This is a genomic window from Rhodococcoides trifolii (assembly GCF_014635345.1).
GTDB classification, from domain to species: Bacteria; Actinomycetota; Actinomycetes; order Mycobacteriales; family Mycobacteriaceae; genus Rhodococcoides; species Rhodococcoides trifolii.
Genome location: NZ_BMCU01000003.1, coordinates 626987 through 645242, shown reverse-complemented (window position 1 = coordinate 645242; position 18256 = coordinate 626987). Strand labels below are relative to the sequence as shown.

The 18256-nt window shown below is 65.4% G+C and carries 20 protein-coding genes and 1 pseudogene; 5 read left to right on the top strand and 16 right to left on the bottom strand.

Annotated features, from left to right (window positions below; translation table 11 throughout):
• Positions 1–10: 10 nt before the first annotated feature.
• Complete coding sequence (locus IEW02_RS16355) at positions 11–643, bottom strand: 3-oxoacid CoA-transferase subunit B (protein WP_188545881.1); 633 nt, start codon at positions 641–643, stop codon at positions 11–13.
• The gene (locus IEW02_RS16350) at positions 640–1401 is read right to left on the bottom strand and encodes a CoA transferase subunit A (RefSeq protein ID WP_188545880.1); all 762 of its coding nucleotides are present in this window, start codon (positions 1399–1401) and stop codon (positions 640–642) included. Before IEW02_RS16350 ends, IEW02_RS16355 begins: the two co-directional genes overlap by 4 nt.
• A gap of 157 nt (positions 1402–1558) precedes the next feature.
• On the opposite strand from IEW02_RS16350, the gene IEW02_RS16345 reads away from it, so the two are divergent.
• The gene (locus IEW02_RS16345) at positions 1559–2326 is read left to right on the top strand and encodes an IclR family transcriptional regulator (RefSeq protein ID WP_188545879.1); all 768 of its coding nucleotides are present in this window, start codon (positions 1559–1561) and stop codon (positions 2324–2326) included.
• 27 nt (positions 2327–2353) lie between these two features.
• Here IEW02_RS16345 and IEW02_RS16340 read toward each other — a convergent pair whose 3' ends face one another.
• From IEW02_RS16340 to IEW02_RS16325, 4 genes are read right to left on the bottom strand one after another with little or no spacing between them, the layout of a single operon-like run.
• Positions 2354–3088, bottom strand: coding sequence for an alpha/beta fold hydrolase (locus tag IEW02_RS16340; RefSeq protein WP_188545878.1), 735 nt, complete (start codon positions 3086–3088; stop codon positions 2354–2356).
• Complete coding sequence (locus IEW02_RS16335) at positions 3085–3951, bottom strand: patatin-like phospholipase family protein (RefSeq protein ID WP_188546172.1); 867 nt, start codon at positions 3949–3951, stop codon at positions 3085–3087. The genes IEW02_RS16340 and IEW02_RS16335 overlap by 4 nt, the downstream gene beginning before the upstream one ends.
• A gap of 19 nt (positions 3952–3970) precedes the next feature.
• Positions 3971–5056: an SMP-30/gluconolactonase/LRE family protein gene (locus IEW02_RS16330; RefSeq protein ID WP_188545877.1), complete on the bottom strand. Its 1086-nt coding sequence runs from the start codon at positions 5054–5056 to the stop codon at positions 3971–3973.
• On the bottom strand, positions 5053–6180 hold the full coding sequence (locus IEW02_RS16325; protein ID WP_188545876.1) for a hypothetical protein: 1128 nt from the start codon (positions 6178–6180) through the stop codon (positions 5053–5055). The genes IEW02_RS16330 and IEW02_RS16325 overlap by 4 nt, the downstream gene beginning before the upstream one ends.
• 106 nt (positions 6181–6286) lie before the next feature.
• Between IEW02_RS16325 and IEW02_RS16320 the strand changes: the two are divergent.
• A pseudogene (locus IEW02_RS16320) lies at positions 6287–6493 on the top strand (GyrI-like domain-containing protein); the annotation flags it as partial.
• Here IEW02_RS16320 and IEW02_RS16315 read toward each other — a convergent pair.
• From IEW02_RS16315 to IEW02_RS16300, 4 genes are all read right to left on the bottom strand, one after another.
• Entirely contained in the window at positions 6486–7595 is a 1110-nt protein-coding gene (locus tag IEW02_RS16315) for a GGDEF domain-containing protein (RefSeq protein ID WP_188545875.1), read from the bottom strand. The pseudogene IEW02_RS16320 and the gene IEW02_RS16315 overlap by 8 nt on opposite strands.
• A 178-nt stretch (positions 7596–7773) precedes the next feature.
• Positions 7774–8214, bottom strand: coding sequence for a MarR family winged helix-turn-helix transcriptional regulator (locus tag IEW02_RS16310; RefSeq protein ID WP_188545874.1), 441 nt, complete (start codon positions 8212–8214; stop codon positions 7774–7776).
• Between the two features lie 12 nt (positions 8215–8226).
• On the bottom strand, positions 8227–8691 hold the full coding sequence (locus IEW02_RS16305) for a DUF3237 family protein (protein ID WP_229746077.1): 465 nt from the start codon (positions 8689–8691) through the stop codon (positions 8227–8229).
• 37 nt (positions 8692–8728) lie between these two features.
• Entirely contained in the window at positions 8729–9499 is a 771-nt protein-coding gene (locus IEW02_RS16300; protein WP_229746076.1) for an SDR family NAD(P)-dependent oxidoreductase, read from the bottom strand.
• Between the two features lie 32 nt (positions 9500–9531).
• Here IEW02_RS16300 and IEW02_RS16295 point away from each other — a divergent pair, with 32 nt between their 5' ends.
• On the top strand, positions 9532–12357 hold the full coding sequence (locus tag IEW02_RS16295) for an FAD-binding and (Fe-S)-binding domain-containing protein (protein ID WP_188545872.1): 2826 nt from the start codon (positions 9532–9534) through the stop codon (positions 12355–12357).
• Here IEW02_RS16295 and IEW02_RS16290 read toward each other — a convergent pair.
• Positions 12345–13403 carry a type III polyketide synthase gene (locus tag IEW02_RS16290; protein WP_188545871.1) on the bottom strand — a complete coding sequence of 353 codons (1059 nt, stop codon included), beginning with the start codon at positions 13401–13403 and terminating at the stop codon, positions 12345–12347. The genes IEW02_RS16295 and IEW02_RS16290 overlap by 13 nt on opposite strands.
• Before the next feature lie 44 nt (positions 13404–13447).
• On the opposite strand from IEW02_RS16290, the gene IEW02_RS16285 reads away from it, so the two are divergent.
• The gene (locus IEW02_RS16285) at positions 13448–14059 is read left to right on the top strand and encodes a hypothetical protein (protein WP_188545870.1); all 612 of its coding nucleotides are present in this window, start codon (positions 13448–13450) and stop codon (positions 14057–14059) included.
• Positions 14060–14061: 2 nt separating this feature from the next.
• Here the strand turns inward: IEW02_RS16285 and IEW02_RS16280 are convergent, their stop codons facing one another.
• The 3 genes from IEW02_RS16280 to IEW02_RS16270 all read right to left on the bottom strand — a co-directional run bounded on the left by IEW02_RS16280 (position 14062) and on the right by IEW02_RS16270 (position 16337).
• On the bottom strand, positions 14062–14346 hold the full coding sequence (locus tag IEW02_RS16280; RefSeq protein WP_188545869.1) for a Dabb family protein: 285 nt from the start codon (positions 14344–14346) through the stop codon (positions 14062–14064).
• Positions 14347–14371: 25 nt separating this feature from the next.
• Positions 14372–16018 carry an HNH endonuclease gene (locus tag IEW02_RS16275; RefSeq protein WP_188545868.1) on the bottom strand — a complete coding sequence of 549 codons (1647 nt, stop codon included), beginning with the start codon at positions 16016–16018 and terminating at the stop codon, positions 14372–14374.
• A 172-nt stretch (positions 16019–16190) separates the two neighbouring features.
• Positions 16191–16337: a hypothetical protein gene (locus tag IEW02_RS16270; protein WP_188545867.1), complete on the bottom strand. Its 147-nt coding sequence runs from the start codon at positions 16335–16337 to the stop codon at positions 16191–16193.
• A 103-nt stretch (positions 16338–16440) separates the two neighbouring features.
• Between IEW02_RS16270 and IEW02_RS16265 the strand changes: the two genes are divergently transcribed.
• Positions 16441–16959, top strand: coding sequence for a hypothetical protein (locus IEW02_RS16265; RefSeq protein WP_188545866.1), 519 nt, complete (start codon positions 16441–16443; stop codon positions 16957–16959).
• Positions 16960–16965: 6 nt separating this feature from the next.
• Here the strand turns inward: IEW02_RS16265 and IEW02_RS16260 are convergent, their stop codons facing one another.
• Positions 16966–17514, bottom strand: coding sequence for a YceI family protein (locus IEW02_RS16260; RefSeq protein WP_188545865.1), 549 nt, complete (start codon positions 17512–17514; stop codon positions 16966–16968).
• Positions 17515–17550: 36 nt separating this feature from the next.
• Complete coding sequence (locus IEW02_RS16255) at positions 17551–18120, bottom strand: copper resistance CopC family protein (RefSeq protein WP_188545864.1); 570 nt, start codon at positions 18118–18120, stop codon at positions 17551–17553.
• Positions 18121–18256: the final 136 nt, after the last annotated feature.

Genomic DNA, 18256 nt, shown 5'->3' with positions numbered 1-18256 from the left:
TCGACCGCTCCTAGACGAGCTCGGCCCCCGTCGCGGCCAGCACGTCTTCCCGACTGACGCCCGGTGCCAGTTCTACCAGTGCGAGGGTCCCGTCGCCGACGACGTCGATGACGGCGAGGTTGGTGATGATGCGGTCGACGACGCCCTGCCCGGTGAGGGGGAGGGTGCAGGCGTCGAGGATCTTCGGGTTTCCGTCGCGGTCGGTGTGTTCCATGATCACGATGACACGGCCGGCGCCGTGCACGAGGTCCATCGCCCCGCCCATGCCTTTGACCATCTTGCCGGGGACCATCCAGTTCGCGAGGTCACCGGTGCGCGAGACCTGCATGCCGCCGAGCACTGCGGTGTCGATGTGGCCGCCGCGGATCATCCCGAACGAGAGCGAGGAATCGAAGTACGCCGCACCGGGGTTGACGGTGACGGTTTCCTTGCCGGCGTTGATGAGGTCGGGGTCGATCCTGTCCTCGGTGGGGTAGGGGCCGGTGCCGAGAATGCCGTTCTCCGAGTGCAGGGTGACGTCGATGTCGGGGGAGAGGAAACCGGGAATCAGGGTGGGCAGCCCGATTCCGAGGTTCACGTATTCTCCGTCGATCATCTCGGCGGCGGCGCGTGCCGCCATCTCCTCGCGTGACCATCCGGTCATGATGTGGCTCCCTGGGTGACGGTGCGCTTTTCAATGCGTTTGTTCTGGGGTCCGGTGTGCACGATGCGTTGGACGAACACTCCGGGCAGGTGCACGGCGGCGGGGTCGATGTCGCCGGGGTGGACCAGGTTTTCGACCTGGGCGATGGTGATGCGTCCGGCCATTGCGGCGAGCGGGTTGAAGTTCATGGCGGTTTTGTCGAAGACGAGGTTGCCGTCGGTGTCGCCGGTGTGTGCGTGCACCAGCGCGTAGTCGGCGTTGATGGCTTCTTCGAGGACGTAGCGCTTGGTGCCGAACACGCGGGTCTCTTTCGGCGGTGATGCGATGGCGACCGTGCCGTCGCCGTCGTAGCGCCACGGCATGCCTCCGTCGGCGATGGGGCTGCCGACGCCGGCGGGGGTGAAGAACGCGGGTACGCCGACACCGCCTGCGCGCAGACGCTCGGCGAGGGTGCCCTGCGGGGTGAGCTCCACTTCGAGTTCGCCGGCGAGGTATTGGCGGGCGAATTCTTTGTTCTCTCCGACGTAGGACGCGGTGACGCGCCGAATGCGGTGGGCGGAGAGCAGAATTCCGAGGCCGTGGTCGTCGACGCCGCAGTTGTTGGAGAACACTTCGAGGTCGGTGGCGTCGCCGTGGGCGATCGCGTCGATGAGGACGTCGGGGATTCCGCACAGCCCGAACCCGCCGACGGCGAGACTGGCGCCGGTACCGATGTCAGCGACTGCTTCGGCCGCCGACTGTGAGACTTGAGTAGCCACTGTCCGAGCTCCTGTTCGGTGAGTAAACGCTGCGCTCAGTCAACCTCAGCTGCGGATTCCAATATGGAAAACCGTTGAACTGCTCACGACGTGAACATCGACCGACGATACGTCCGCTCAGTGAACGCTTCTACCGAATGAACGCTACGGTCACGCCATGAGCGAAGAGTCGTCCACCGTCATCGGTCGAGTCAGCACGCTGCTGCGTGCGGTCGGGTCGTCCGAGCCGGGCGGTTCCTCCACCACGTCCCTGGCGAGAGCGACGGGGCTTGCTCGGCCCACCGCGCACCGTCTCCTCGCCGCACTCGCGGCGGAAGGTTTCGTCGACCGTGACGGAGCGTCCGGGCGATGGTTTCTGGGCCCGGAAATCTATCTGCTGGGGTCCATGTCGTCGGCTCGGTACGACGTGACGGACCACGCTCGTGACATCGTCCGTGCTTTGGCGGCCGACAGTGGTGAGAGCGCGTTCCTCTCCGCACGGCGCGGCGACGAGACGGTGTGCCTGCTGAGGGAAGACGGGAGCTTTCCGCTTCGGTCACACGTGCTGCACGAAGGTATTCGTTTCCCGCTCGGTGTTGCCTCGGCGGGTTTGGTGATACTCGCGCACCTACCCGATGCCGAGCTGGACGCGTATCTGGCGGGGACGGATCTGGTGACGCAATGGGGTGTCTCGCACTCGAACGAAGCTGTGCAACAACGTGTTCAGGCTGTTCGCCGTGAGGGTTACGCCGTCAACCCCGGCTTGCTGGTGGAAGGAAGCTGGGGCATGGGCGCTGCCGTGTTCGACCGCGCGGGCCGTCCGGCATGGGCGCTCAGCCTGACGGGCGTCGAGACTCGGTTTCGAGCAGAACGACGTCCGGAATTGGGACGGCTGCTGCTCGAACAGGCGCACGTGTTGACCAAGACGTTGGGACGTAGGAATTAGGGCGTTAGTGGGCAACCCGGGATGTAATCATGGCCGGGTTCGTCCTCCATCGCCCACAAAATCGTGAATGACTTCGACCACCGCATGTGCGTTGTCGGCCATCATGTTGTGCCCCGCATCGTCGATTCGCTCGATGCGGACTCCTGCTCCGCGTATCGTTTCGACGCTGTTCGGTGCACCGGTGAGCTCGCCGTAGATGTAGACGCATCTCGTCGTCAGCTTCAGGAGCGAATCGAGAACCGACGAGGTACACAGACCCACGGCACTCCGGTGCAAGGCACGCGGGTCGCAGATGCGTAGGGTCGCTGCCCATTCCGTGTCCACATCTGACAGCAACTCTGCGAAGCCGGTGTCGACGAAACCCTCCTCGGACTGCTGCGCGATCAGTACGCTGGCGCCTCCGTCCCACGGCTCGAGGTTGGGTTCGAGAACCGCCAGACTGCGCACGAGATCGGGTCGGCGAGCAGCCAACTCGACAGCTATCGACCCGCCCATGCTGTGCCCGACCACATCCACGTCTCGAAGGCCACTGTCGTCCAGTAGATCTGCAACGGTAACGGCGTGCGAGACCAGCGAGTAATCGAAGTCTCGCGGGCGGTCACTGAATCCGAAACCCAGAAGATCGGGTAACAGTCGAAGCCGTCCTTCGAACGCACGGTCGGTCGCGACCTCGCCGAACGCAGGAACACCGGCTGCGCCCATCCCGTGCAGGAACAGCATGGGCCGGGACCGATCTCCGGGCAAGGTGAATGCGCGAATCACACCGCAATCCCCAAGAAATTGCCCAGCGCCTCCGCCTCCCGCGCCCCCTGCGCGCGACCCGCCGTCACGGACGGTGTGCGCGTCGCGGGGTCGAGAGGATTCTCGCCGAAGGCGGCGACGGACACTTCGTCCGCGAACACGGTGTGGACCGCGGAGCCGGTCAGGCTCGCGGCTTCGTCGGCCACGGTGCCACCGAGAAGGAAATTACCCGGCGCCTCCGACGGAACGAGAACGACGATCCGCGCACACTCCTGCGCCACTCCACAATTGGTGCTGCTTCCCACTCCACCGTCCATGAAGTGGCGTCCGTCGATGGGCACCGTCGGCCAGACGCCCGGCACCGCGCAACTCGCTGCGACGGCGTCGACGAGATCGACACCGCTGTGGCGGTCGAACACCACGAGCTCTCCGGTCGCGACGTCGAGTGCGGTGATTCTGACGTCGCGGTCGGGCCAGGAATGTGACGGGAGGCGCGACGCGATGACCGCTCGGCGAACGTCCGAGCTCACTGTCGGCGCCGCCGCTGCCATGGCGCCGATAGTGCGCAGTCGTTCGGTTGCGGTGGCATCGGGGTTGGCGAATGCGGCGGTGAACGATTCGACCAATCCGGTCAGGTCCACCGCGGGGTCGATCTCGGTCGACGTGGGCGACAGTTGTTGCGCTACAAGCTCGTCGAGCGACGTACCGCTGGTGATCTGCGCGGCCACCGAGGATCCCGCCGACGTCCCCACGATCACGTCCGACGCCAGCAGAGCCTGCGCCAACTCTTCGGAACGGTCGCGGACGCCGAGCAGGAAGCCCAACTCCCATGCGATACCGGCGACGCCACCACCTGCGAGAACCAACCCCTGTGTGCTCATGATTCGCGATGCTACGCGCGGATCAGGCCAGTCCCGTCGGGTAGTGCAGCGGTAGGCCCGCCTCGCCCACGCCGAGCTCGAGGATGGCCCACTGATGCGGGTCGATCGCGAGGAGGCCGTGATTCGTCACGATCAAGGACGTGCCGCGGAACGCGACCGACGCAGGTGTCGAATACGGGATCGACCGTGTGATGCGGTCCGCCGGGGACGGCAGGGAGTCGACGACCGAACGGGTTGCCGGATCGACTACCTCGACACCGTTGTCGACGGGATTGGAGATCGGCAGGTAGATCTTGCCGCTGGCGCCGATGGCGAGACCGTCGCCCAGACCGGTCACCGCCACCTGTTCGAGTGGACCGGGGGAGCCGCCGGCGGTGACGGGTAGCCGATACACCACTCCGTGCCCGATCGTCGACGGCGTCAGCGACATCGTGACGACGAACGTCAGGCGCCCAGCGGAGTCGAACTGCATCCCGTTGACACTGTAGAGCGAGGCGAAATCGACGTTCTGGTACCAGATCTCGGCTGGTCCACCGCCCGGTGGGACCCGCCAGATCGTGGCCTGGTTCAAGTCGCTCACGTACATGGTGCCGTCGGGGGCAAAGCTCGCCCAGTTGGGCCACGCCGGTCGATCGACGGGGGACGGTTCGCATTCGGTAGCCGACGCGGACGCGCACGTAGGCAGGTCGGCGAACGTCGCATAGACGGACTGGGTTCCGGTGTCCGGATCTATTCGTACGGCCCGCGCACCGGAGTAGTCGAGGGCGTAGGCCCGCCCGTCGCCGTCGAGCGTGATGCCGTTGACTCCGTGCTCGGCCGGGACGTGGTCTGTCAGCGAGTACGTGCGCAGCAGGTGACCGGTCGCGTCCCAGTGCCACACGTCGGCCGCGGCGAAAGGCCGGTTGGATCCGGACCACAGGCTTCCGTCGACGGGGTCGACGGCCATGCCCTCGGGTTGACCGGGCAGCGGCACGACCGTGATGTCTCGCGTCTGGCCGTACCCGAGTGGCGGAAGCAGTTGCGCAGCAGCGGGTATCGAGTACAGGGCGGGTATCGAGTACAGGGCGGTGGCTGCAGCCAGTGCGGCGACCGCGAGGCGCCTGCTCACACGCCGGCCGTGATCGGCCCGAGGAACGATGTGGTCCAGATGGCCGAATTGGCCGATCCGGCAGCATCGTTCACGGGGACGAGTCCGTTGAGTGTGACCTGGCCGCCGGTCAGGCCGCGGTCGAACTGCGGCGGGAGGGTGAATCCGCACGACTGCTGCACGGTTCCCGGCTCGACGGCGAGGGGCACCCGTCGGCACTGTCCGACCGACGTCGAGGTGAGTGGGGGAGTGACCCCATTGGTCGTGATCGACAGCGAAGCGCCGAAGTCAGGCGCACCGGGGTTCTGATAACAGATCGACGCGGTGGCCGCGACGTCCGACGATGGTTCGCCGTCGACCGCGCCGGTTGCCGGATCGACCGAGATGGCGTGAATCTCCGTGCTGCGCAGGCCGCCGGGGCACGCGGACGTGCGCCTGTTCGAGACCGAATTCACCTCGCGCCCCACGCTGTACTTCACCGAACCGGTCGGTTGTGGCGAGCCGGGTCTCGGCGTGGACACCGGTGCTGTGCCCTCTCCCAGGGTGTAGAGCGTCCACAGGGAGCCGGTGCGGCCGTCGGGCAGGCGAGCCGGGTTGGCCACCGAGTTGGACGTCGCGACACCACCGGTGACGCCGGATGCGTTGGGCGCCATGGTCAGAACGCAGTCGACCGCAGCGCGCCCTGGTTGTCCGATCATGAACTCGAGTCCGCAGGGGCCGTTCATGGTCAGTGTTCCCAGACCGGGGGCGGTCAGTCGGCCCCACTGATCCAGGAGCGCCCGTCCGTCGAGTGTCGGTCCGTCGCACACGTAGATGGGACCGATGTCCTGCGCAGTGGGATCGGTCAGAAACCCAGTGGTCGAGTCGTTTTCGAACGTGTACATCCGCGCGTCGAGGCGCTCGACGACAGCAAGCGAGCGGGGCGTTCCGTAGTAGTCCTTACACGCTGCGTTGTCTGCCTCGGTGGGTCGCTGTCCACTGTCGACCGTGCGTACGACGTGGAAGGTGCCGGGTCCGTCGTCGATGGACCCGAGAACGGTGGCGGGCGCCGGAGCCGGCGCCGCGGAGGCGCTGGGTGTTCCGATCGCGCAGACCAGTGTTGCTGCGGCGAGGACCGTGAGCATGCGGTACCTGTGTTGGTTCATGTGATTCCCCCGAAAGATGTGCGCCCCGTGCGCTTAGTAGACCATAGTCTACTAGTGCGAACGGCGATATAGTCGCCCATGGCCAAGGTCGATTTCAAGCGACTCTGAGCGCCTGGTCGAAGGATCTTGCGTGCAAACGATGCATGTCGGGTCGTTCGACGACGAAGCGCCGCTTCTACATCGACTCCACCACGAATTCCTGCCGGAGCACGGACTGACTCCGACGGGACGGCACCACGAGATCTACCTGAGCGATTTTCGTCGAACGGCACCGGAGGGACGGCGAACCATTCTCCGACAGCCGGTCACCTAGTGCCGTGACGGTCGGTGTCGACGTTTTCGCTGTGCACCACCTGGTGACCACCTCGACGTTTCGCTTCGTACATCGCGGCGTCGGCGCGCGACGACAAGACGGTCAATGCGTGCCCCCCGTCGGTGGGGAGCAGTCCGGCCGGTGACACGGCCAGGCCGAGCGACGCCGTCACGGGCGTGTCGTCCTCGTCGTCGAATACCGTCGTCATTATTCGGTCGGCGCAGTCCAGACCGATTTCCTCGGAACCGCTTCCCACGACGGTGAATTCCTCTCCGCCCACTCTCGCCGAGAACGCCGTCGACGGACATGCGTGTTCGATGCGGGCTGCGGTACGCCGCAGGACGGTGTCGCCGTGGTCGTGGCCGAACCGGTCGTTGATGGACTTGAACCCGTCCAAGTCGATCACGACGCACCAGATGGACGAGGCGGCGCGATTCTGCTCGTGGAACAGGCTGCTCATCGCGTCGAGAAGACCACGCCTGTTCCGCAACCCTGTCAGCGGGTCGAAGTACGCTCCGGCGGCGTCCCGTCGGAGGTAGGAGACAAGTGCCTGCACGATGACCGATGATGTGAACAGAACCACGCCGGCCGCTCCGGCGGCAACGAGAACCGTTGTGAGCGAGAACGATCCGTCGATCGCAGCGCGGAATACGATTGTACCGAGCGTGAGGAGCACCAGGCAGTAGTGGGCGGCGAGCACGCGGGCCCCGTGAAACGATGCCGCATAGTTCCCGATGCCGGTGAATATCGTGGTCGCGAGTACCGCGAGCGGGGAGGGAATCAGGCAGAGCAGCACCGCTGCAGTTCCGATGTCGCCCGAAGCGACGAAGGCCAGTGAGGAGCGCAGGCTGTCGACACGACGTGACGCGGCGAACACCGACATGAGCCCCGCGATGACCGCGCAGGACGCGACGACCGCGTGCTCGACGGCGCCGCGCACGAGATCGGCATCGACGAGCAGTCCGAGACACAGCGCGGTGTAGAAGACGGCGTACACACTGACGAACTTCTCGGCGTGCCTCAGGAACGGGTGCGCCCGGTGATACCGCATGAGCCAGTCGTAATCGACGGTGTCGTTCCACCACTGTCGCAATCCATCCACGGTGAAGCCAGCCTTCGGGTCGAGAAGAGTCCTCTGCGCCCCCCGCCGCTGTCGAACATGTGTACCGGAGAATCATCGCTGATGAATGGACGGTAGTTGCGGCATTGAGCAGGTTTGCCTGCGTTTGTTGCCATTCACAAAGGTTTTGGGGCGACTTTTCGTCGACCGGTCGGTTTGCTCAGCGAGCGGAGCGATCGGTCAGCGCAGTTCGGCAACTTCCGAGGTAGCGCCGTAGCTCGTCACGCTCCCGATCGGACAGATCGGCCAGCATCTTCTCTTCCAGCTCTTCGATTGCAGCGTCGTACTCGTCGAGCATGGCGAGCGCCGCGGAGGTGAGGTGTGTGAGCATCCTGCGACGGTTGGTGGGATCGCTGGTCCGCGTGACCAATCCGCGCTTCTCCAACGTCGCGACCAGTTCGCCCATGGTCTGAGCGGTGACGAACGAATTGCGAGCGAGTTGGGCCGACGACAGACCGTCGCGCTGACGGAGAACGGTGAGTGCCGTGTACTGCGAGACCGTGATGTTCAGCGGCCGCAGCATCTTGTCCATACCGGCCCTGACCGCTAGTTCGACCTGTTTGATCGCGTAGAGCAGCGTGGGTCCCGCGGTGTCTGCCATGGGTAGGCGATGTTAGTCGACTGTGAACACGTCGATCTCCACCGTGGTGGGGTAACGCTCGCCGCGTGCGACGAAGAGCCTGTCGTTCATCCACGCCAGACGCGGCACGCTGGTCTCGAGCCGGACGAAGCCGCGGAAATAGACTCGGGCTGCATCGACCGTCCTGCCCTCGGCGAGCGACGCCGTGTCCTCCGCGCTTGCGACACGAATGCCTCTGTTGCGCACATACACTCGCTCACCGTCGGTTGTCAGGATGGCGTACGCGGCATCGATGTCGGTGTGGGTCTCCGTTCGTCTGATCTGTGTGTCGACCGCCCCTGGTACGACGAGCCCGCTCAGAACGGCGCCGGTTGCGCGACCGCCGACGATGGGAACGAGGCGGCGGGCTCCGTCGGGTGTGTCCGCCAAATCGATCGGATCGCCGACGTCGACGGACAGATGCGTCACGTGGGTCGTGGACAGCGGCGCAACCCCCATGGAAGGGGACCTTACACAGAAATTCGGGGCGACCGGGTCATCGCGCGGTGAATCCGCCGTCCACATTGTGGTGGCTTCCGGTCACGAAGGCGGCCCGGTCGGAGAGCAGGAACGCGATCAGTTCGGCCACTTCCGTCGCCCGGCCGATCCGTCCCACCGGGTGCAACGCGTCGAGGACAGCCCGCCCCTCGTCGTCGATGTGCGACAGAAGCGGCGTGTCCACGAATCCGGGACCGACCGAATTGATCCGAACACCGTGCTTCGCCGTCTCCAGCGCTGCAGTCTTCGTCAGTCCGATCACGGCGTGCTTGGCGGCCACGTACGCCGCCTGCCCTTTCTGCCCGACGGTACCCAGAATGGACGAGAGGTTGACGATGGCCCCGCCACCCGACGCGGTGATGGCAGGTATCTCGGCACGCAACGAATAGAAAACACCGTCGAGGTCGACGCTCAACACGCGGCGCCACACGTCGGTCGGGTACTTGCCGACGGACGCATCGGCACCCGCGATGCCCGCGTTGTTGACTGCCAAGTGCAACCCGCCCATGGTGTCGACCACCGCGCCGACGGCGGATGACACAGCGTCCTCGTCGGTGACATCGACTTCGAAAGCCTCTGCGCCCTTGCCGATCTCGTCGGCGAGGGCCCGTGCGGCGGCAACGTCGACGTCGAGAATCGCCACGCGCGCACCGCGGTCGGCGAGGAGCCGGGCGGTGGCCGCACCGATTCCGTGGCCGGCTCCGGTGATCAGCGCTGTTCTACCGTCGAACTCGGTCATTGCCCCGCCCCCGATCGTCTTCCGTGGCACCGGATCGAGACTGTATCAACGGTTGCGCCTCGATGGCCCCGCGTAGCATCACGACAGTGATGTCCGCCCAGTCCGTTGCCGACGCGGTTCGGCGCGCCGGAGTCTCGGACGTACGCGTCGACAGCACCTCGCGCGCGGCGTATTCCTCCGATGCATCCCTCTACAGGGTCACGCCGATGGCCGTGGTGTGTCCCACCGGACCGGACGACGTTGCCGCGGTTCTCGAGGTCTGTCGGGGCGAGGGTATCCCGTTGACGGCGCGCGGTGCGGGTACCTCGGTGGCCGGCAATGCCGTCGGGGCAGGCGTGATTCTCGACTTCGGTCGACACATGAATCGGATCGTCTCGCTGGACCCGCAATCGCGGACAGCGGTGGTCGAGCCGGGGGTGGTGCAGAGCGACCTCCAATCCGCGGCGGCGTCGCACGGGTTGCGGTTCGGACCGGATCCGTCGACCAGCAACCGATGCACCATCGGCGGCATGATCGGCAACAACGCCTGCGGTTCGAGGACGCTGGGGTACGGGCGCACGTCGGACAACGTCGTGGGTACGGACGTGCTGACGGGAACGGCCGAGCGTGTGCGGCTCGGTTCCACGACCACGTCGCCGATACTCGACGACCTTCGCGGCATCACCGCATCGGGCCTGGCCACCATACGGACGGAGTTCGGCCGGTTCGGTCGGCAGGTCTCGGGCTACGCGCTCGAACATCTGTTGCCGGAGAACCGATTCGACGTTGCTCGCATGCTCGTCGGCAGCGAGGGGACGCTGGCCGTGGTCACCGAGGCGACGGTCAGGTTGGTCTCGGACCCGGCGCATCGGGTGTTGGTGGTCCTCGGATACCCCGACATCGCTGCAGCCGGAGATGCCGCCCCGGTGGTTCTCGAACATTCGCCGACGGCATGCGAGGGCATCGACGCACGAATAGTCGATGTCGTGCGCGAACGACGCGGTCCGAGTTCCGTTCCACCGCTTCCGCGGGGAGCGGCCTGGCTGTTCGTGGAAGTCGTCGGAGACACGCTGGGCGACACCCTGTCTCGCGCCGAAGCAGTCGGAAGAGGGTGCGGCGCACTCGATCATCTCGTCGTCACGGATCCGGCGCGCACCGCCGCACTGTGGAGAATCAGGGCAGACGGGGCCGGTCTCGCGGGCCGCAGTCCGGCCGGACTGCCTGCGCACTCCGGATGGGAAGACGCCGCCGTGCCGCCCGCTCAGCTGGGTGACTACCTACGCGACTTCGATGCCCTCATGGACGACTTCGGATTGACGGGGCTGCCCTACGGCCACTTCGGAGACGGGTGCCTGCACGTCCGCATCGACATGCCGCTCGACAAGCCGAACGGGACCGCAGACTTTCGTCGATTTCTGGTTGCCGCAGCGACTTTGGTTGCACAGTACGGCGGTTCTCTTTCCGGGGAACATGGGGACGGGCGGGCGCGCAGCGAGCTCCTTCCCCTGATGTACTCGCAGGACGCACTGAGATTGTTCGCGGCGGTCAAGAACGCGTTCGATCCGCAGGACATCCTGAACCCCGGCGTGGTGGTCGATCCTCGACCGCTCGACGCCGATTTGCGAGTTCCCGCCGCACCGATCGTGCGCCGCAACCTTGCACTGGCGTATCACGACGACGGAGGCAACTTCACCCAAGCGCTGCACCGGTGCACGGGCGTGGGAAAGTGCCGGGCGGACAACACCTCCACGGGCGGCGTGATGTGTCCGTCGTACCTGGCGACGCGGGAGGAGAAGGATTCCACCCGCGGACGGGCTCGGGTTCTGCAGGAGATGATCAACGGAACGACCGTGACCGGAGGGTGGCGGTCACCCGAAGTGCACGACGCGCTCGATTTGTGTCTCTCGTGCAAAGGGTGTGCGTCGGACTGCCCGACGGGGGTCGACATGGCGTCCTACAAGGCCGAGGTCTTGCACCAAAGCTATTCCGGCAGGCGGCGTCCGGCGTCGCATTACTCGTTGGGCTGGCTTCCCCGTTGGGCCGCGATCGCCAGTCGGCTACCACGTATAGCAAACGCGGCGATGCGACTTCCGGGTGTGGCACCGCTTGCTCTGTCCGCCGCGGGGGTCGACCGTCGCCGGCAGATTCCGGCGTTCGCCACCCAGACGTTTCGGTCCTGGTTTGCCGACACGAAGCTCGATCGGCGCCGAGACGGCGATCCGGTCTTGCTCTTCGTCGACTCGTTCACGAACTTTTTCACGCCCGAAGTCGGCGTTGCAACCGTGGCAGTCCTCGAATCCGCCGGAATGCGAGTGGAACTCACGGACAAGCAGGTGTGTTGCGGTCTGACGTGGATCACGACGGGCCAGCTCACCGCCGCCCGGAAAATTCTCGGTCGCACGGTCGACACGCTCGATCGCGGCGTTCCGGTCGTCGGAATGGAACCGTCGTGCACCGGCGTGTTGCGTTCGGACGCAATCGAACTCGTCGACACCGACGGCGCTCGACGGGTGGCGGCCACCACCCGGACGTTGGCCGAAATACTCACCGAACGAGGATGGTCCCCGCCGTCGTTGACAGGTTCGGCGATCGTTGCGCAGCCCCACTGCCATCACCACGCGGTCATGGGGTGGGGAGCGGACGCGGCGCTGCTCGAGAAGGCCGGCGCCGACGTCGAGCGCTTGGGCGGATGTTGCGGACTGGCCGGGAATTTCGGGGTCGAGAAAGGGCACTACGAGGTTTCGGTGTCCATCGCCGAACAACAGCTACTGCCCGCAGTTGCCGCAGCGCCGCAGGACACGACCGTTCTGGCCGACGGATATTCTTGCCGCACACAGCTGTCCGACCTGAGCGATCGCCGTGGTGTGCACCTCGCCGAACTGTTGGCGGAGCGCATTCACGACGCGTGAAAGAGCATCGTCTCTGCCGTCAGGCCCGGTCCGAAGGCCATTGCGCACCCGCTTCCGGTGTCTCCGCGGTCCATCATTTCCGCAAGGACGAAAAGGACCGTGGCAGAGGACATGTTCCCGTAATTGTCCAGCACCTTGCGCGACGCCGACAGATCCTCCGGGCCCAGTTCCAACGCCCCCTCGACTGCGTCGAGGATCGACCGTCCGCCAGGATGCACGGCCCACATGTCGATGGACGACGTCTCGGCGCCCGACAGCACGATCTTCATCGTGTCCGCGTCCAAGGCACGCGCCAGTGATCCCGGGACCTTCCCCGACAGTTTCATGTCGAAGCCGACACCGCCGATGCGCCACGTGATGAGTTCGCGGGAGTCTTCGATCATCAGCGCTTGGAAGGAGTCCATCGCCAGGCCGCTCTCCTCGGCGGTCACCAGCACCGCCGCGGCGCCGTCGCCGAAGACCAGGAAGGACAGCATGGTCTCCAGATCGTCGGTCTTCTGCATGTGCAGCGAACAGAGTTCGACGCTGACCACCAGAACGCGGGCCGCCGGTTCCGATCGCACGATATGGTGCGCGAGCTTGAGGCCGTTGATGCCGGCGAAGCATCCCATGAACCCCACCTGGGTGCGTTCCACCGTCGTCGGAACTCCGCACCGTGCCATGATCTCGAAATCGATTCCCGGAGTGACGAAACCGGTACACGTCAGCACGATGAGGTGAGTGATGTCCGAAGCCGCGTCACCGAGGTCCAGGCCATCGACGGCCCGTACCGCCAAATCGGGTGCGGTGCGCTCGAATTCGCGCATCCGCGTTGCCGTGTCCACCGAATTGGGGTCGTCGCCGTAGAAGTCGGCAAGCGAGGGGAACGACGACCAGCGGTGCGAGATCTGGGCGCGGTCGGCCATCCGGCGGAACAGCAGTTGCTTGCGCCGCAGATCGAACGTGCTGTCCGCATAAGCGACGAAATCTTCGTGAACGTCGTGCTCGGGTACGACGGTCGAAATCTTGTTGATGTACGCGGTGCGCGGTGCGAAGTCGGTGCTCACAGTTGCCTCTCGAATGAATCCCCATCGAGCGGGTACCCCACCGCATGATCCTCTACTCGGAACTGCCGGCGGGACGAACGCGTCAGGTGGCGTCGGACCTGTTGATGTTGGTGTGGACCGTGGTCTGGATCCGCATCGGTGCTGCTCTCGACAATACGGTGATGGGCCTCGCTGCGCCCGGTCGCGAGATCGCGGACGCCGGTACGTCGCTGGAGAACAACCTGCGCGCTGCCGGCGACAAGGTGTCGAACATCCCGCTGGTCGGTGACGACGTGCGATCCCCGTTCGACCGTGCCGGTGGCGCCGGAGCAGCGCTGCGGGGTGCGGGGGAGGCGCAAGCGAATGCGGTCGATCTGCTGGCGACCTTCCTCGGGGTCACCATCGCTGCGATTCCGATCGTCCTGTTGCTGGGGCTGTGGTTGCCTCGGCGCGTCAGGTTCGTTCGCCGGGCCACTGCGGCGCGCAGGCTGGTTCGGTCGGATGCCGGCATGGACTTGTTCGCATTTCGTGCGCTGACCCGTCGACCGATGGCACAACTCCTCCGCGTGCACGATGATCCGGCGGGCGCGTGGCGTGACGGTGATCCTGCCGCGGTGCGCACGCTCGCCGAGCTGGAACTCGCGGCAACAGGATTGAAGCTGCCACGAGCGTGGTGATTTCACAGCTCGAATTGCACGCGCGCCACGTCGTCGCAAACCTCGACGATGCTTCTTCGGTAGACATTGTGTTCGGGGTCGAGGTCGTAGACCCGATAGCTCTCGGCGTCCTGCCAATCGTTGGTGATCGCGAATGTCCAACCGCCGCCGCGTAATCCGGCATCGAACCCGGTGTGATTGGACAACAGGCCGGGGAGCTTCAAGGCCGCGATACCGGCGAGCGCGGTCTCGAGCTGCATGCGGTCGGCTTCGTGACGGAGGCGTCCCATGACGACGTTGCGAATCATGATGTCGGTTGTACACCATGGGCCGTCAGCTCGGGACGGTGAAGTAGTGATGTCCGAGCGGGTCGGTGAGATGGAAGGTGCCGTCGGGTAGACGTGAGTGACTCCAGAGCTTGTCGGTCTTGTGGTTGTGATGGCGTCGGCACAGCGGCGCGAGGTTCGCGCGGATGGTCCACCCGCCTCGTAGCGGCGTCCTCTTGTCGAACTCGACGGTGTGGTCGAGGTCGCAGCGCTGCGACGGCACGGTGCATCCGGTGTGGATGCACGTGGGGTGGTCGGCGCGCACCAGGGCGGCGAGTGCGGCACTCGGTGCGTACGTCAGGGCTCCCGGTGGAGGGGACACGAACCCGCCGCGGCCGTCGGACGGTGGAGGTATATCGCCGTCGGCGAAGCGTCGGACCCAGTACGCGATGACGTCGGCGGCGGTGTTGTCGCGCGTAGTTGCTGTTGTTGTTGCTGTCGGCGCAGTCGGTACCGGGTGGGGCATCGTGGCCGCGGCGAGGGGTCGGCTGCGACCCAGTGTGACCGTGTCGTCGAGGTAGCCCTTGGCTTCCTCGTTCTCGGCGTGATGCGCAAGTTGCTCGATGTCGTGTTGTTGCCGCTGGTCGTCGGTGAGTGTGATTGCGGCACAACCCGGCCGGCCGCACCGGCACCGGCACGATGCGAAGGGCGATCGATCCGGTGGCGGTCCGTCGTCCCCATAGTAGGGATCACCGCCGGTGAGGGTGTCGAGGTAGCGGCGGGACGCCAGGAAGAGTGCTTGCCACGTCGCATTCGCGGCCAGGGCTCGGCAGGTGTGGGCGTCGATGGGGCCGTACCCGTCGAGTTGCGCTCCCGCAGAACCGATTCCGAGGATCAATTCGAGGTCGCAGCTGATTCGAACTTGAACGGCAGCGGGTTTCGCGTCGCACACGACCACGTCGCGGGGGTCGGTGACGGTGCCGTCGGCTGCCGCGGTGAACGGAGCCGACCTCTTCGCGGGTGCGGGGTTCCTGCAGTCGGGTCGACCGCAGTTGCAATAGAGCTGCCCGCCGCGCATGACGGCAACGAACGCCTGTGCACGCAGGTAGTTCACGGTGGTGGGGTCGGGGTTGCAGATTCGTCGAATCTGGTCGGTGACGGTCTGTCCGATGGCGGCAGCATCGACGGCGGGGACGATGGCGACGACTTTGCGAAGACCTCGCGGCATCTTCGTGATGCGGACCGAGGTCTCGGTGAGGGCGGCGCGTTCTCGGGTGCGCTTGTCCCATTCGGCGTCAGCTTCGGTCAGGAGCCTGTCGATCTCGGTACCGAGCGGTCCGGGCGCGAGTGCCTTTGCGGCGCAGACGATATCGGACTCGAGGCGATCGAGGGTGGCGGTCCGGGCGTCGGCGGTGTGGTTCTTGACGACCCGAGCGATGACCAGCGAGATGTGCCCGGCGACGAATGCTGCGCGAACGGCGGGAAGCATCGACCACCACAGGGTCAGGAGGCCGCCCACGACGGCGTCGGTGCTGTTGGTGGCAGCAGCGATCTCGGAGACGATGGACGCGTGGGTGGGGATGGAACCGCCGGGGTCGGCGTTTCGGGCGTGGTAGTAGGCGTCGAAGGTGGCGATGCGTTCCGCGTCGGCGGCATTTGCCCCGCGGTGGTGGTCGATGACGGCGGCATGCAGCAGTGATGCAGACAGGTACATCACCCCCCGGATCGATGTGATCGAACATGTGTTCGAACAAGACACATGTTAGTACGGGGTACCGACAAAAAGTTCGGAGAGAGTCAGGCCGTCAGCGATGCCGGCGGTGCTTGGGAACAACGTTCGGCGGCCGTCAGTCCGCCCCACACACCGTGCGGCTCAGCGGATCCGATCAGTCGTCCGACTCGGCCTCTTCGTCGGCAGCCAATTCCCGCGATGCCATTCCGCCGCTTCCGTTGTGGTCGGCAGGACCCGGGCGCCCACCCTTCGGCTCTGTGCTTTCGGTACCCGGATCTTCGGATGCGGTCTTGTCGCTCAACGTGTCTCCTCGGTTGCGGTAGTGACTCAAACCTAGACGTTGCCGCCCGCTATCGTGAACACTCACAAAGAGAACGCAGACTTCGACGTGAAGGACCCCAACGATGCGCCTGCTCGCCCGCACAACACTGGCCGCTGCAGTGTGCATTCCACTGTCGTTGGCCGTCCCAGCGGTGGCCTCCGCGGTAGGGCCGACCGACGTGAGCTTTGCCTTCTCGTCGGACGGGTCGACCGTGACCAACACGATCACGAACAACTCGGGCACACCGTTGACGTGCTCGACCTCGGTTGCGGCGGCTCCCGGTGGCGTCCTTCCGGCTGTCACCGAGCTCAGCACCGAGCAGCTGTACGAGTCCGGCACGGTGGCGACCGGTACCTCGACTCAGACGGTTCGGGACATTCCCGACGGCTCCTACGTCGCGCTCGGAAGCTGCGGCCGAGCGGAGTCCGACCCGGCGCTGTGGGTATCGAGCTATCCCGGGGTGAACGACGTACTCCGGCTTTACCCCTACCCGGCCTACGAAGTGCAGGAAGCATCTCCGATAGTCGTCTTGCCCGCCGGTGGGCCGGTGCAGATCGTCACCGACTTCCTGCGGCAACTGGGCGCTGCGTTCGGAAGCTGAGCGCCGCTACTTCGAGTGCTCGGCCTCGAACCTCACCGTGACGTCGTCGACCACTTTCATCGATCCCATCAGCTGAGAATACGGCTTGATTCCGTAATCCGTTTGTTTGACCGTGTTCTCGGAGCGTATGCGCCACGAACGGCCCTGGTCCTCGACCGCAACGTCGACGACGACCTTCTTGGTCTTGCCGTGAATTTCCAACGACCCGTTCAACGTGTAACCGGAGCCGGACTCGGTGACGTCGTCCGAGCGGAACTTGATCTCGGGGAATCGATCGGCGTCGAATGTCTTCAAGGCGTTCGACTTCGCCACCATCTTCTCTGGTCCGATGAGGGGCGTGACTCCACCCTCTCCGCCCAACACCTCGATGGACGGGACTTCGGCCGTCAGAGTCACCGCGGTGGGTCGACGGCCGTCCCATTCGACGGTCGCGTGCCACTTCGTCACGCCGATGGTCAAGCGATGGCCCATCTTCGACGCCCGGCCGGTGACCCCGGTTCTGATCGACAGAGTGCCGCCGCTGGAAGCGTCGAGTGCCCACACGGTCGATGTCATACATCGACTGTAGCCACCGACTCATCAGCCCCGTCCTCATCGACCCCTGTCGCGCATGAAGAAGCCGGCCTTCAAAGCTGCGGCAGCGATCAGGACGGCACCGAGAATCCAGAAGGCGACGCCGTTGATCCCTCCGTCGGACTCGGCAGGTGCCGCTGACTCCTGGCCAGTCGCCACACTCGTAGCCGCAGTTCGGGTCGGAGCCGTGTTCTGGGCTGGAGCCGTGTTCTGGGCTGGAGCCGCGACTGCGGTCAGGGTGAACAGTGTCGTGCCGGTGATGGGATGCCCGTCCGCGGACGTCACCCTGTAGCCGATCGTGTAGGCGCCGGCCGGCATCGAATCGGTCGTGGACACCACTGCGTCGGCACCGTCGGTAGTGGTGTTCGGTTCTGCGTATTGCGCGCCATCGGGACCCACGACGCTGATCGTCGCGAACGAAGTGGATATCGCTTCGCTGAACGTCAGCCGAACGGTGGTGGGTGCCGCGTCGAGAACCGCGTCAGCGCTCGGATCGGACGCAACGAGCCTGGTGTGCGCCGCGGCCGGCGCCGCTCCGAGCAGAACGATCATGATGCTCAGTGCGATCGAAGTCGCAGTACGTCTCATGTGGGCCAGTTTCTCACGGCGACTTTCGCTCACCGTGATTCGAATTGTTTCCGCATTTCAACGGCACCCTCGGAACCACAGCGTGCAAATGGTCGGTGAATCCGTGGATAAGCTCCCGCCCGACGACGAGGGAGAA

Bases quoted from the DNA above. Each gene is read 5' to 3' on its own strand.
- IEW02_RS16355 (WP_188545881.1), bottom strand. From the start codon at position 643: ATGACCGGATGGTCACGCGAGGAGATGGCGGCACGCGCCGCCGCCGAG.
- IEW02_RS16345 (WP_188545879.1), top strand. From the start codon at position 1,559: ATGAGCGAAGAGTCGTCCACCGTCATCGGTCGAGTCAGCACGCTGCTG.
- IEW02_RS16325 (WP_188545876.1), bottom strand. From the start codon at position 6,180: ATGAACCAACACAGGTACCGCATGCTCACGGTCCTCGCCGCAGCAACA.
- IEW02_RS16310 (WP_188545874.1), bottom strand. From the start codon at position 8,214: ATGGCAGACACCGCGGGACCCACGCTGCTCTACGCGATCAAACAGGTC.
- IEW02_RS16305 (WP_229746077.1), bottom strand. From the start codon at position 8,691: ATGGGGGTTGCGCCGCTGTCCACGACCCACGTGACGCATCTGTCCGTC.
- IEW02_RS16295 (WP_188545872.1), top strand. From the start codon at position 9,532: ATGGCCCCGCGTAGCATCACGACAGTGATGTCCGCCCAGTCCGTTGCC.
- IEW02_RS16285 (WP_188545870.1), top strand. From the start codon at position 13,448: ATGATCCTCTACTCGGAACTGCCGGCGGGACGAACGCGTCAGGTGGCG.
- IEW02_RS16280 (WP_188545869.1), bottom strand. From the start codon at position 14,346: ATGATTCGCAACGTCGTCATGGGACGCCTCCGTCACGAAGCCGACCGC.
- IEW02_RS16275 (WP_188545868.1), bottom strand. From the start codon at position 16,018: ATGTACCTGTCTGCATCACTGCTGCATGCCGCCGTCATCGACCACCAC.
- IEW02_RS16265 (WP_188545866.1), top strand. From the start codon at position 16,441: ATGCGCCTGCTCGCCCGCACAACACTGGCCGCTGCAGTGTGCATTCCA.
- IEW02_RS16260 (WP_188545865.1), bottom strand. From the start codon at position 17,514: ATGACATCGACCGTGTGGGCACTCGACGCTTCCAGCGGCGGCACTCTG.
- IEW02_RS16255 (WP_188545864.1), bottom strand. From the start codon at position 18,120: ATGAGACGTACTGCGACTTCGATCGCACTGAGCATCATGATCGTTCTG.